This is a genomic window from Streptomyces gottesmaniae, assembly GCF_031845845.1.
Taxonomy (GTDB): Bacteria; Actinomycetota; Actinomycetes; order Streptomycetales; family Streptomycetaceae; genus Streptomyces; species Streptomyces akebiae.
The window spans coordinates 18,094-31,246 of the sequence record NZ_JAVRFJ010000040.1; the positions used below are offsets into that span (position 1 = coordinate 18,094).

Below are 13,153 nucleotides of genomic sequence, written 5' to 3' on the forward strand. Positions count from 1 at the left end.
GCCTCTGGAGTCAGCCGCTCGTGGCAGCGAGGTTCCTGGCGGTGCCACGGACGGTCGGGTGGCGGTACAGCTCGCGCAGCCGCAGCGACGGCAGGCCGTGCGCACGCAGGGCCGCGCCGATGCGGACGGCGAACAGGGAGTTGCCGCCCAGTTCGAAGAAGTCGTCGTCCAGGCCGACGGGCCTGCCGAGGACCTCGCTCCAGATCTCCCGCAGCCGGCCGGTGAGGTCGTCGTCCGCGACGGGCCCGGTGTCCCGCGCGGGCGGGACGGCGGCCACGGGCGCGGGGAGCCGAGTCGTGTCGAGCTTTCCGTTGGCCGTCAGCGGCAGCGCGTCCAGCGCGGTGACCGTGGCGGGCAGCATGTGGTCGGGCAGGACGCCCGCCGCCCGCTCGCGGACCGTGGACGGGCTGCCGCCGTCGAGGACCACATAGGCGTCGATCCGGGCGGTGGCGGCGTCGGCCGGGTCGTCCCGACGCACCACCACGGCCGCGGTCCGCACATCCGGGTCCTCCAGCAGCACCGAGCGGATCTCGTCGAGTTCGATCCGGAAACCGCGGATCTTGACCTGGCTGTCGATCCGCCCCAGGTGTTCGAGCCGCCCGTCCGGGCGCAGACGGCCCAGGTCCCCGCTGCGGTACATGGTCCCGCCGGTGCGGGGGTCCGCCACGAAGCGCCGGGCGGTCAGTTCCTCCTGGCCCAGATAGCCGAGCGCGACCCCGGCGCCGCCGACGCAGATCTCACCGGCCACCCCCGGTGGGAGCAACCGTCCCGCGGCGTCGGTGACGTACAGGTGCCAACCGGGCAGCGCGCGTCCCACGGATCGGGTGCCGGCGAGGGCCAGCCGCCGGGTGAGCGTCTGCTGGGTGACATGGACCGTCGTCTCGGTGATGCCGAACATGTTCACCATCCGGCAGACCGACTCGGGGTGCCGGTCGAACCAGGGCAGCAGCATGCGCGCGTCGAGCGGTTCACCGCCGAACACCACCAGCCGGACCCCGACCCGCGTGTGGTCCACGTCCAGCAACTGGGCGAACGCCGACGGGGTCTGGCTCAGCACGGTCACCCGCTCGGACACCAGCAGGTCGCGGAAGCTGTCGGGTTCCCGGGAGACGAAGTACGGCACCACGACCAGCCTGCCCCCGGTCAGCAGGCAGCCCCAGATCTCCCACACGGAGAAGTCGAAAGCGCTGGAGTGGAACCAGGTCCACACGTCGTCGGACCCGAACCCGTACTCGTCGCGGGTCGCGTCGATCAGGGCGAGCACGTTCCGGTGCGGCACCTCGACGCCCTTGGGGCGGCCGGTGGAACCGGAGGTGTAGATGACATAGGCGGCGGCGTCGGGAGCGACGGCGGGCAGGGGGGTAGCGGCGGGCAGGGCGGTGGCGGCCCCGGGCTCGGCCGCGGCGACGCACAGTTCGTCCGGTGTCACGGCCGCACAGCCCGGTACGTCCGGGAACTCGGGCAGACGGCTGATCACCACGCCCAGGCCCGCGTCGCGCGCGGTGTGGGCGATGCGGTCCGCCGGATAGGCGGGGTCGACGGGCACATAGGCCGCGCCCGCCTTCAGCACGGCGAGCTCGGCGACCACGAGTTCGGCGGTGCGTTCGAGACACACGCCCACCCGGTCCCCGGATCCGACGCCGTGGGCGCGCAGGCCGTGGGCCAGGAGGGCGGACCGTTCGTCGAGTTCGCGATAGGTCAGTTCGGCGCCGACGTCGGTCACCGCGACGCGGTCGGGCGTCGCCTCCGCGATCCGCGCGAACGCCTCGGGCACGCCCACCGGGGTGGTGACCAGCGGGTGGGGCGGGCGGCCGAGCGCCGCGACACGGTCGCGCTCGGCGTCGTCCAGCAGGTCGACGTCGCCGACCGCGGTCCCCGGCGCGACCAGGAGACGCTGGTGCACGCGTACGAGGTGCCGGGTGAACTGCGTGGCGATCTCCGTGGAGACATGCGTGGCGAGATGGTCGCAGCGGAGTCGCCAGCCGTCGGCGTCCCTGAAGACCGACAGGGTGAGCGGGAACGGCGGTGCCAGACAGGGCACGTACGCGCCGGGCACCTCCGCCTCGTCGAAGAGCAGGCCCACGAGCGCGGGCCCGTCCGCGGGGGACGGCTTCGACTCCCCGAGCGTGGCGGCGTTCTCGACGGTGAAGGAGCCGTGGTCCGTACCGATGACGGGCGTGCTCTCGGGGTCGTAGCGCCGCAGGGTGACGGCGAGCGCGGCAAGCCAGCTCGCCTCGTCGCCCCCGTCGCCGAGGGCGAAGTGGTGCGGGGTGGCTGGGCCGTCGTCCGCCAGTCCCCAGGCGGGTGCGGGTGCGGGTGCGGGTGCGGTCGTGGGAGCGGGCGTGGTCGTGTCCGTGGGTGAGGGCGTGTCCGTGGGTGACGGGGACGCGGCGCGGTCGGTTCGCGGTGCGGACAGGTCACCGGTGGTCAGCCGTCCCAGGGCCGTACGGTCCCATGGGTCGCGGGGGGCCACGACGACCAGATCGCAGGGGCCGTCGGTGTAGCGCAGCAGGACCCTGCGCGGTGCGTCGGCCGGGCGGGCGAGTTCGGCGTGCCGGAGGCGCTCGGCGAGCGGATCGGCCGCCGGCACGGGCACGTCCTCGATCCACACCCCCGGAAGTGCCGCGAGGTCGGGGGAGCGGTCCGAGCGGACGCGCACCGCGTGGCAGCGGGCCGCGGAGTGGGGGGAGCCTGACACGGGGGGTACTCCTTGTCGTTCGGGGAGGGCGGACGGTGTGCGCGGGCTCAGCGGGCGCTGAATCCGCCGTCCACGGTCAGGACCGAGCCGGTGATCTGCCGGGACTCGTCCGAGGCGAGGAAGAGCACCGCCGACGCGACGTCCTCGGGCTCGATCAGCGCGTTCATCGGCTGTGCCTCGACGAAGGTCTTCTCGTGCTCTTCCACCGGCACGGCGAGGGCCCTGGCGATCTCGCCGAGCATGCGGCCCTCGGCCCGCGCGTCGTCGCGCACCGATCCCGGGCAGACCGCGTTCACCCGCACCTTCGACGGCGCGTAGTCGAGCGCGGCGGCCTTGGTGAGCCCGACGACGGCGTGCTTGGCGGCGACGTATCCGGCGAAGTGCCGGTAGCCGACGAGCCCGGCCGTGGAGGCGACGTTGACGATGCTGCCGGCCCGCCGGGCGCTCATCGCCTTGCCGACCTCGCGGATCACCCGCCAGGCTCCGGAGAGGTCCACGTCGATCATCAGGGACCATTCCTCCTCGCCGATCTCGTGCACCGGCTTGCCCGAGGGCGCCGCGATGCCCGCGTTGTTCACGACGACGTCGATCCGCCCGAACCGGTCCTCGGCCCGGGTCACCGCCTCCCGTACGGCGCGCAGGTCACGGATGTCGGCCACGGTGGGGAGGACGGCGGCGCCCGCTTCCCGGCACAGCGCGGCGGTGTGCTCCAACTGCCCCGGCGTGCCCAGGGGGTACGGCACACCGGGCAGGTCGGCGCAGAGGTCCAGCAGGGTGAGGTCGGCGCCCTCGGCGGCACAGGCGAGGGCGGTCGCCCTGCCGAGTCCGCGGGCGGCGCCGGTGACGAGGACGGACTTGCCGTGCAGACGCATCGGTAACTCCTTGGGGAATCAGGCTCGTTGGGGGAGAGGCCAGGGCCGTGCTACAGCACCGTCGAGACGATCAGCCGGACCAGCGCGGGGGCGGCGTCGGTGAGGTACATGTGGCCTCCGGGGACCTCGACGTGCTCGAAGTCGCGGCCGGCCACCTTGCTCCAGGACTCGGCGTCGTCGTAGCCGACCAGGTCGTCGTCCTCGCCCCGGACGACCGTGAGGGGAGCCTGCAGCGGAAGGTCGGTGGAGGGCGTGTAGTTCTCGTGCATCTCGACGTCCGCGCGCAGTGCGGGCAGGATCATCTCGCGCATCTCCGGGTCGTCCAGCGCCGGGTGGTGGTAGCCGGCGAAGTCGCCGACACGGGCGAGGAACTCCTCGTCGGACAGGCCGGTGGCCCGACGCTCGCGCCCCCGGGCCGGTTCCGGCGACCCACTGACGAAGACATGGAGCAGCTCGACACCCGGCTCGTCGATCAGCCGGTGGGCGAGTTCGAAGGCGAGCACGGCACCGAGGCTGTGCCCGAAGACGGCGACGCGATGCCCACCGCCGTCGCCGAGTCCATCCCTCAGCTGGGCCAGGAGCCCGTCGACGGCCCGGTGCGCGTCCCGGTACGGCTCCTCGTCGATCAGCCGCTCACGGCCGGGCAGTTGCAGGGGGACGATCTCCAGAGCGTCCCCGGCGAGGGCTTTCCAGGGCCGGTAGAACGAGGCGCCCGCCCCGGCGTACGGCAGGCAGATCAGCTTGGTCGTGTCAGGCGTGGTCATGGGTCCGGGTCTCTCCTCGGGAGTCCTGTGCGTCCTGCGTGTCTTGTGCGTCCTGCGGGTGGTGCGCGGGGTGCGGGCCTTGTGTGCGGGGGCCGTCGAGGGCTGGGGCGGCCGTGAACAGGCCGGTGCTCTCCGCCGCCTCGACGGCGACGCGCAGCGCGTCGGCGGCGCGGTCCGGTCCCGGCAGTCCCGGGCCCACCGGCATCAGGTTGAGCGTGGTGGCACCGGCCTCGGCGAACGCCGTCATCCGCTCGGCGATGCGCTCCCGGGGGCCGAGCAGCGAGGTGGCGTCGAGGAATTCGAGCGGTACGGCGGCCATGGCGCCGGGGTAGTCGCCGGCCAGGAACCTCTCCTGTACGGCACGGGCCCGGTCCCCGAAGCCCATGCGTTCGGCCAGCTGGGTGTAGTGGTTGTCCTCCCGTCCGCCCATGCCGCCGAGGTACAGCGCGGCGTACCCCCGTACGCGGCGGGCGCAGGTCCGCCAGTCGGGGCCGGTCACCAGGGGGATCCCGGGGGCGATGTCGAACCCGTCGAGGGTGCGCCCCGACGTCGCGAGGCCGGCCTTCAGCGGGCGCAGCTGCTGGGCGGCGTGGTCGGGGGAGAAGAACACCGGGAGCCAGCCGTCGGCGATCTCCCCGGTCAGTTCCAGGTTCTTGGGGCCCAGGGCGGCGAGGTAGACCGGTATCCGCTCGCGCGGCGGCCGGATGGTCAGGGCGAGCGCCTTGCCGGGGCCGTCCGGCAGCGGCAGCCTGAAGTGGCGGCCTTCATGAGCGAGGGGTTCTCGGCGCAGTGCCCGGCGCACGAGGCCGACGTATTCACGGGTACGTCCCAGCGGCGAGGCGAACCTGACGCCGTGCCAGCCCTCCGAGACCTGCGGGCCGGACACACCGAGCCCCAGCCTGAGCCGTCCGCCGGAGAGGGTGTCGAGGGTGGCGGCGGTCATCGCCGTCATCGCGGGCGAGCGGGCGGGTATCTGCAGGACCGCGCTGCCGATGTCGATGCGCGAGGTGCGGGCGGCGATCCAGGACATGACGGTGACGGCGTCGGAGCCGTAGGCCTCCGAGACCCACACCGCGCTGTAGCCGAGGTCCTCGGCCAGGGAGGCGAGGGAGAGGTTGGAGGCGTCGTTGAGGCCGACCCAGTAGCCGAGATTGAGGCCGAGGCGCAGGGCGGGGACGGGCATGGGGGACTCCTGTGGGGCGTACGGGCCGCGCGGTCGGGATCGGGCGGGGTCGCGGTCGCGGTCGGGGCGTGGTCACCGGTCTCGGGCGCGGTCAGCGACTCGTGCGGGTGCGGTGACGCCAGGTCGACAGGGCGACGAAGAGGGCGATGAGCAGCACCGAGCAGCCCGCGGTGTAGAGCTCGGGGTGCTGGGCGGGCCAGTCGTGCCGGACGTGGAAGCCCGGTGGGGGAGTGTTGCCGAACAGGCGGCGCAGGGCGTTCGCGAGCGAGGTGATCGGGTTCCAGGCGGCCACGGTGGACAGCGGTCCCGGCAGGGTCGATCCGGAGACGAACCCGGAGGAGATGAACGTCGCCGGAAACAGCCAGATCAGCCCGAGGCTGCCGGCCACCTGGGCGTTCGGTGCGACGAGCGCGACGAACACGCCGACCCACGACATCGCGAAGGAGAACAGCAGCACCAGCAGGACCCCGGCGGCGACCTCGACGGGCCCGGTGTGCGCGCGCCAGCCCATCAGCAGGCCGCAGGTGGTGGTGACGGCGACGCTCGCCAGGCAGGTGGTGAGGTCGGAGGTGGTCCGGCCCAGCAGCAGGGCCACCCGGGAGATCGGCAGGGCACGGAAGCGGTCGACCATCCCCTGCTCCAGGTCCCTGGAGAGTCCGACGGTGGTGAAGGTGGTGGTGAAGGCCACCGTCTGGGCGATCAGACCGCCCATCATGTAGGAGCGGTACGCCGGGCCGCCGAGGCTGTTGCCGAAGACGTAGCCGATGAGCAGGGCGTACACGACCGGTTCGACGAGGCAGGAGATGAGCAGCCCCGGGGTGCGCCGCAGGTGCAACAGGTTGCGCAGGGCGAGGTCGGTGCTCTCCGCGGCGGCGCGGAGCACGGGGATCCGGCGGGAGCCGGTCGGGCCGAGGGCGGTGCCGGGGGCGACCGGGCCCGGGGCGCGGTCGGTCCGGTGCGGGGGCATGGCGGTGTGCGGCACGCGGGCCGGGGCGTTCATCAGGCGGCCTTCCGTCGGGCGTGGCCGGTCAGCCCGAGGAACACGTCGTCGAGGGTGCAGCGGCTGAGGCCGATCTCCAGCACCTCGACGTCCTCGCTCTCCAGCGCGGCGAGGGCCCGGCCGAGTGCGGCCCGGCCGTCGCCGGCGGAGGCCTCCACCCGCCGGGCACGGCGATCCACCGTCGGGGTCGCGCCGGTCGCCCGGGCGGCGGCGCGGGCGGCGGCGTCGAGCTGGTGGTCCTCGGCGACGCACACGACGAGCCGGTTGCCGGCGGTTGCCTTCAGTTCGTCGCTGGTGCCCTCGGCGACCACCCGGCCCCGGTCGATCACGGTGATGCGGTCCGCGAGCCGGTCCGCCTCCTCCAGGTACTGGGTCGTCAGCAGGATGGTGGTGCCGCCGGCCACGAGTTCCCCGACCGCCTCCCAGGTGTCCAGCCTGCTCTCCGGGTCGAGGCCGGTGGTGGGCTCGTCCAGGACGACCAGGGGCGGGGAGCCGACGAGGGCGGCGGCGAGATCGAGGCGTCGGCGCGTTCCGCCGGAGTAGGTGCCGGCCGGGCGGCCCGCCACGGCGGTGAGCCGGAAGCGGGACAACAGATCGTCGGCGAGGCGGCGGGCCGTACGGCGACCCGCACCGCGCAGTTTCGCGAGGAGATACAGATTCTCGAATCCGGTCAACAGCCCGTCGACCGTCGAATACTGGCCGGCCATGCCGATACTGAAGCGCACTTTCTCCGGGTGCTCGCAAACATCCCAGCCATTGACGACAACCCGTCCGGAATCGGGGCTGAGGAGTGTCGTGAGAATTTTGACCAATGTGGTCTTACCGGCTCCGTTGGGTCCCAGAAGGCCCCTCACCTCGCCGCTTCTCACCTCCAGTTCGACACCTCGTAACGCATGATTCGCCCGGTATTTCTTGTGGAGGGCGTCGACGAGGACGGCCGACGCGGTTGACGTATGCACGGAACGTTTCTACGCCTGCGTCCGGGTTCGGTCGATCATGGAGGAGTCAAGGTTTCTTGCCGATTCGATGGCCTTGCTTTAGGGCTGCTTGAACTTTTCGGGGCATGTTCGAGAACCAAGATCACGTACGGTTCCTGTCGTGCGAGAATTACTCACGATGCTGAGGGAGCGGGCGGCGCGCGATCCGCAGCAGCCTGCCGTGACATTGGTTTCCGACTTCACCGACATCAACAGAACGGTGCGCAATCGCGCGGAACTCGATCTGCATTCCCGGCGCACTGCCTCCTGGCTCCGGGAAAGATTCTCCCCAGGAGATCGGGCACTTCTCCTCTACTCTCCGGGCATCGAGTTCACCACCGCCTTCTCCGCCTGTGTGTACGCCGGAGTCGTCGCCGTGCCGGCCCCGCTGCCGGGCCGCTACCGGCATGAACGCCGTCGGCTCGCCGCCATCGCCCGGGACGCGGGCGTGCGCGTCGTCCTCACACAGAGCGGCGATCTGCCGGACGTCGAGAAGTGGGTGGCCGAGGAGGGCATCGTCGGCGCCGTCTGCCACGCCACCGACACCGGCGAAGGCGACCCGGACGCCTGGACCGCCCCCGACGTCTCCCCGGACACCCTGGCCCTGCTGCAGTACACCTCCGGATCGACCGGCGACCCCAAGGGGGTCATGGTCACCCACGGGAACCTGGTCGCCAACGTCGAGCGGATGGTGGACACCTTCGGCAACGACAGCGGCACCACGTACGGCGGCTGGATCCCCCTCTACCACGACATGGGCCTCATCGGTCTGATGCTGCCCGGCCTCCTGAGCGGCAGCGGCTACGTGCAGATGGACCCCATGTCCTTCCTGCGCCGGCCGTACCACTGGCTGCGGATGCTGGACGCCTGCGACGTGGGATTCACCGCCGCGCCCGACTTCGGCTACGAGCTGTGCGTCCGCCGCGTCACCGACGAGCAGCTCGCCACGCTCGACCTCTCCCGGGTCAAACTCGCCGACGGCTCGGAACCGGTCCGCGCCGACGTCGTCGCCGCCTTCACCGCACGGTTCGCCGCCGCCGGCCTGCGACCCGACGCGCTCATCCCCGTCTACGGCCTGGCCGAGGCGACGCTGCTGGCGTCCGGTACCGCGGGACGGCCACCGCTGCGGACCACGGTCGACGCGGCGGCACTGGAGAACCAGGTGCTCAGGCCGGCCACCGGCACGGAACCGTCCCGCGTGCTCGTCGGCTGCGGGGCGCCGACCGGGTCCGACGTGCTGATCGTCGACCCCGGAACCGGCCGGGCCCTGCCGGACGGCCGCGTCGGCGAGATCTGGCTCAGCGGCCCCTGCGTCACCGCGGGCTACTGGGAGAACGAGCACGTCACCGAGGCCACGTTCCGGGCACGCACCGACGACGGACGCGGACCCTTCCTGCGCACCGGCGACCTCGGAGCCCTGCGCGACGACGACCTCTACATCACCGGCCGCGGCAAGGACGTCCTGGTCCTGCACGGACGCAATCTGCACCCCTCCGACATCGAGTACGAACTCCGCTCCCAGCACGAGGAGTTGGAGGGCCTGCACGGCGCCGTCTTCATGGTCGGCGACGGCGACGGCGCCGATGTCGCCCCCGCGGTCGTCGCCGTCCACGAGATCCGCGCCCACTGGGGGGCGGAGCGACTCGGGCAGATCGCCGTCGGCATGAAGCAGACCGTGGCCCGGGAGTTCGGCGTCCCCGTCGCGGCGGTCGCCCTGGTCCGGCCGGGCGGCGTCCGGCGCACCACGAGCGGCAAGGTGCAGCGCGCGGCGATGCGCGCCCTCTACCTCGCCGGGGACCTGGACACCCTTCACCTCGGCGAGGACCCGCTGCTCACCGCGGCCCTGGCCGAACACCGGCGGGTGAGCGGGCGATGACCACCACAGCCGACCTGGAGTCCCTGCTCACCGCCCACGAGGACGACGTCTTCTCGCCCGAGACGCTCGCCGGGCTCGACGAGCGGGAGGAGTTCCCCGACGGGGCCGTCCGCGTCCTCGACGACGCCGGGCTGCCCGCCCACTACGTGCTGTCCGAGGGCGGCGACCTCGGCGAGACGGTACGGCTGCTGCGCGCGGTCGCCCGCCGCGACCTGACCGTCGCCATCGCCCACGGCAAGACGTTCCTCGGTGCGGCGCCGGTGTGGGTGGCCGGCACCCCGGAGCAGGCCGCGCGGCTCGCCGACCGCGTCCGCGCCGGCGAACCGGTCTGCTGGGGCCTGACCGAACGCGGCCACGGCGCCGACCTGCTCGCAAGCGACCTCAGGGCGACGAAGGACGAGATCGGGGGCGCGGAGGGTGGCGCCGGGGCCGTGACCGGTGGGCCTGGTGTCGATGGTGCCGGTGGTGCCGCCTCGGCCGGTGGTGTCGGGGCGGGTGTCGGCGGCGTCGAGTCCGTGACCGAGGACGTCGGGGCCGGTGTCGGTGGCGCCGGGACCACAGCCCAGGCCGCCGGGGCCGGTATCGCCCGGGCCGGTGCCGCCGGAGCCGATGTACCCGGGGCCGGTGCGGGCCGGGCCGCAGCCGGTGGCCTCGGCGGCTGGCGGCTCACCGGTGAGAAGTGGCTGATCAACAACGCCACCCGCGCCGGCCTCGCCTGCGTCCTCGCCCGCACGGATCCGGCGGGCGGCGCGCGCGGCTTCAGCCTCTTCCTGGTGGACAGGCGACAACTGCCCGAGGGGACCTGGCGGAACCTGCCGAAGGTCCGTACGCACGGCATCCGCGGCGCGGACATCAGCGGCTTCACCCTGAACGGCGCCCCCGTCCCCGCCGACGCGGTCGTCGGAGAGGAGGGTGACGGGATCCCCGTGGTCCTCAAGACGCTCCAGCTCACCCGCATCGCCTGCACCGCGCTCTCCCTCGGCGCCGCCGACCACGCCCTGCGTCTGGCCCGGGACTTCGCGGCCGACCGCGAACTGTACGGCCGCCGACTCGCCGACGTCCCCCACGTACGCCGCATCCTCGGCCGGGCGGCAGCCGCCACGCTGACCGCCGAGGCGGTGAGCCTGCTCTCCGCCCGCTCCGCGCACACCCTGCCCGGGGAACTCAGCGCGGTCTCCGCGATCGCCAAGGCGTACGTACCGACGCTCACCCAGGAGACCCTCGGCTCGCTCGGTGAACTGCTGGGCGTACGCGGCTTCCTCACCTCACCGCCGGGCGGCGGCTTCGCCAAACTGGAGCGCGACCACCGCATCTGCGCCGTCTTCGACGGCAGTACGGCCGTCAACCGCGCGGCCCTGCTTCACCAGATGCCGCGCCTGGCCCGCCAGTTGAGCCGCCGCAGGCCCGACGGCGAAGGCCTGCGCTGCGCCGCCGACCTCACCGCACCCCTGCCCCCGTTCGACCCGGCCCGGCTGAGCCTGCTGTCCGTGACGGGATGCAGCGCCGTGCAGGCCCTGCCCGACCTCACGGCCCGCGCACGGACGCGGACGACACCGCGGACCGGCCCGCTCCTGGACCGGCTGCTGGTCGAACTGGCCCGCCTGGAAGCGGAGTCGGCGGACTTCGTACCGGTGGCGGGCGGACTCCCCGCCACGGCGTTCCGCCTCGCCGAGGCGTACGAACGCGCCTACGCCGCGGCGGCCTGCCTGCTGCTGTGGCTGGAGAACCCCCCCTTGCGCACAGGACGGCTCGGCGGGAACGACCTGTGGCTGCGGGCCTGCCTGACCACCCTGCTCGCGGAGGACGGCGGCGACGTCCTCGACGCCCTCGCCGAGGTCGTCCTGACCGGCCCCGCAGCGGAGTTCACCCTGTCGGGAGGTGCCGCATGACCACCGCCACGGGCCTCGCGCCCAAGCGCGCCGACGAACTGGAGCACCTGCTCGGCAGTCTCGCCGACCCCGCCAACCCCACCGGTGCCGACGCCATCCTCGCCGCCGACGAACGCGCCGAGACGCTCACCGCCGGGGAGTCGCTGCTGCACTCCTACGGACTGAACGCCGAGTTCGTCCCACCCGAGCTGGGGGGCCGGCTGGAGCGGGCCGACCACCTGACCGAGGTCATGCGCACGCTCTACCGCCGCGACCCCGCGCTCGGTCTCGGCTACGGCGCCAGCTCGCTCATCGCCGGCGTCACCCTGTGGACCGCCGGGGACGCACAGCAACGCGAGTACGCCGCCCGGCTGCTCCTCGACGGCCGACGCGTCGCCATCGCCTTCCACGAACTGGCGCACGGCAACGACATGGCCGGTACGGAGTTCACCGCGACCACCGAGGCCGACGGCTCGCTCCGGCTGAGCGGCCGCAAGGAGGTCGTCACCAACATCCGGCGCGCCGACGCCATGGTCGTGCTCGCCCGCACCGACGCCCGGCCCGGTCCACGCAGCCACTCCCTGGTCCTCGTGGACCGGGCGGGCGCCGACCCGGCACGCCTGACCGACCTGCCGCGCTTCACCACCGTGGGCATGCGAGGGGTCCAGCTCGGCGGCCTGGGCTTCGACGAACTGCCCGTGCCCTCCTCGGCGGTCCTCGGCCCGGTCGGCTCCGGCCTCGAAACCGCGCTGAAGGCCCTGCAGATCACCCGTACGGTGCTGCCCTCGATGGCCACCGGCATCCTCGACACCGGGCTGCGCATCGCCGTGGACCACCTGACGGGGCGCCGGCTGTACGGCGGTGCCGCGACCGACCTCCCGTACGTCCGCTCGGAGCTGGCCGGCGTCTTCGCCGACCTGCTGCGCGCCGAGGCCCTCGGCGCGGTCGGCGCCCGTGCCCTGCACCTGGTGCCCGGTGCGGCGAGCGTGTACTCCTCGGCGGTCAAGTTCGAGGTGTCCCGGCTGCTCCTCGGGGCCATGGACCGGCTCGCGGAACTCCTCGGCGCCCACTTCTACCTGCGCGAGGGGCCGACCGCGCTGTTCCAGAAGCTGCTGCGCGACCTCGCCCCCGTCGGTTTCGGGCACATCGCGCGCGCCGCCTGCCAGATGAGCCTCATGCCCCAGCTCCCGCTGCTGGCCCGCCGCACCTGGGCCCGCCCCGGCACCGGGGCACCCGGCGAGCTGTTCGCGCTCGCGGAGGCGCTGCCGCCCCTGCGCCACGACCGGTTGACCCTGCACGCCGGGGGCCGCGACCCCCTGGTGGGGTCCCTGCGGACCCTCGCCGACACGTCCTGGTCGGCCGAGGACGCGGACCTGCGTACGGCCGTCGTCGACGACCACACCGACCTGGCGGAACTGGCCGCCGTGTGCGGGGGGTTGTCACCGGTGGAGCTCGGCGTCGACGCCCGCCCCGAGCACTACGACCTCGTCACCCGGTACGTGCGCCTGCTGTCCCGGACCGTCTGCGTCCAGGTCTGGCGGCACGCCCCTCCGGGCGACTTCCTGGCCGACCCCGCCTGGCTGCGCGCGGCCCTGCACCGGTCGGCCCCCGGCCCGTACGGACCCGGCCCCCTGCCCGCCCCGGTGGAGGGCGCGCTCTTCGCCGAGCTCCTGGACCGCCGGGACACCGGCCGCTCCTTCGGCCTGACGGGCAGACCACTCGTCGTCTGACGACCGCCGGCCGGCCTCGAACCCGAGCCCGACCGAAGGCCGTACGCCGCCGGAGGCCGCACCTGCCGAAGGCCACGCCTGCCGGAGGCCGCGCTCACCGAGGGCCGTACGCCGGCCACCGCCCGTGAGGGGCGGCATCGCGCCGCCACCGCCACGGGGTCCGTCGCCGCCCCGGCTGCCCGCCG

At 73.5% G+C, this 13,153-nt stretch carries 9 protein-coding genes; 3 read left to right on the top strand and 6 right to left on the bottom strand.

Annotation, left to right across the window (positions count from 1 at the left end; translation table 11 throughout):
- Positions 1–10 precede the first annotated feature (10 nt).
- The 6 genes from RM704_RS34865 to RM704_RS34890 form a co-directional block, all read right to left on the bottom strand.
- Positions 11–2,698 carry a non-ribosomal peptide synthetase gene (locus RM704_RS34865; protein WP_033527860.1) on the bottom strand — a complete coding sequence of 896 codons (2,688 nt, stop codon included), beginning with the start codon at positions 2,696–2,698 and terminating at the stop codon, positions 11–13.
- A gap of 47 nt (positions 2,699–2,745) precedes the next feature.
- Positions 2,746–3,570 carry an SDR family oxidoreductase gene (locus tag RM704_RS34870; protein WP_033527859.1) on the bottom strand — a complete coding sequence of 275 codons (825 nt, stop codon included), beginning with the start codon at positions 3,568–3,570 and terminating at the stop codon, positions 2,746–2,748.
- A 50-nt stretch (positions 3,571–3,620) separates the two neighbouring features.
- Positions 3,621–4,334 carry a thioesterase II family protein gene (locus RM704_RS34875; protein ID WP_033527858.1) on the bottom strand — a complete coding sequence of 238 codons (714 nt, stop codon included), beginning with the start codon at positions 4,332–4,334 and terminating at the stop codon, positions 3,621–3,623.
- Complete coding sequence (locus RM704_RS34880) at positions 4,321–5,517, bottom strand: LLM class F420-dependent oxidoreductase (protein ID WP_052146093.1); 1,197 nt, start codon at positions 5,515–5,517, stop codon at positions 4,321–4,323. Before RM704_RS34880 ends, RM704_RS34875 begins: the two co-directional genes overlap by 14 nt.
- Positions 5,518–5,608: 91 nt before the next feature.
- Positions 5,609–6,517: an ABC transporter permease gene (locus RM704_RS34885; protein WP_192829674.1), complete on the bottom strand. Its 909-nt coding sequence runs from the start codon at positions 6,515–6,517 to the stop codon at positions 5,609–5,611.
- The gene (locus tag RM704_RS34890) at positions 6,517–7,476 is read right to left on the bottom strand and encodes an ABC transporter ATP-binding protein (protein ID WP_033527857.1); all 960 of its coding nucleotides are present in this window, start codon (positions 7,474–7,476) and stop codon (positions 6,517–6,519) included. Before RM704_RS34890 ends, RM704_RS34885 begins: the two co-directional genes overlap by 1 nt.
- A gap of 139 nt (positions 7,477–7,615) precedes the next feature.
- On the opposite strand from RM704_RS34890, the gene RM704_RS34895 reads away from it, so the two are divergent.
- Genes RM704_RS34895 through RM704_RS34905 form a run of 3 tightly spaced genes read left to right on the top strand, consistent with a single transcriptional unit; the run spans position 7,616 to position 12,968 of the window.
- Complete coding sequence (locus tag RM704_RS34895; RefSeq protein WP_311591970.1) at positions 7,616–9,370, top strand: fatty acyl-AMP ligase; 1,755 nt, start codon at positions 7,616–7,618, stop codon at positions 9,368–9,370.
- The gene (locus RM704_RS34900) at positions 9,367–11,259 is read left to right on the top strand and encodes an acyl-CoA dehydrogenase family protein (protein ID WP_033527856.1); all 1,893 of its coding nucleotides are present in this window, start codon (positions 9,367–9,369) and stop codon (positions 11,257–11,259) included. The genes RM704_RS34895 and RM704_RS34900 overlap by 4 nt, the downstream gene beginning before the upstream one ends.
- Positions 11,256–12,968, top strand: a complete 1,713-nt coding sequence (locus RM704_RS34905; RefSeq protein ID WP_033527855.1) for an acyl-CoA dehydrogenase family protein — start codon at positions 11,256–11,258, stop codon at positions 12,966–12,968. The genes RM704_RS34900 and RM704_RS34905 overlap by 4 nt, the downstream gene beginning before the upstream one ends.
- Positions 12,969–13,153 lie beyond the last annotated feature (185 nt).

Excerpts from the sequence above, each read along its gene's own strand:
- RM704_RS34885 (WP_192829674.1), bottom strand. The coding sequence starts at position 6,517 with ATGAACGCCCCGGCCCGCGTGCCGCACACCGCCATGCCCCCGCACCGG.
- RM704_RS34870 (WP_033527859.1), bottom strand. The coding sequence starts at position 3,570 with ATGCGTCTGCACGGCAAGTCCGTCCTCGTCACCGGCGCCGCCCGCGGA.
- RM704_RS34905 (WP_033527855.1), top strand. The coding sequence starts at position 11,256 with ATGACCACCGCCACGGGCCTCGCGCCCAAGCGCGCCGACGAACTGGAG.
- RM704_RS34900 (WP_033527856.1), top strand. The coding sequence starts at position 9,367 with ATGACCACCACAGCCGACCTGGAGTCCCTGCTCACCGCCCACGAGGAC.
- RM704_RS34880 (WP_052146093.1), bottom strand. The coding sequence starts at position 5,517 with ATGCCCGTCCCCGCCCTGCGCCTCGGCCTCAATCTCGGCTACTGGGTC.
- RM704_RS34875 (WP_033527858.1), bottom strand. The coding sequence starts at position 4,334 with ATGACCACGCCTGACACGACCAAGCTGATCTGCCTGCCGTACGCCGGG.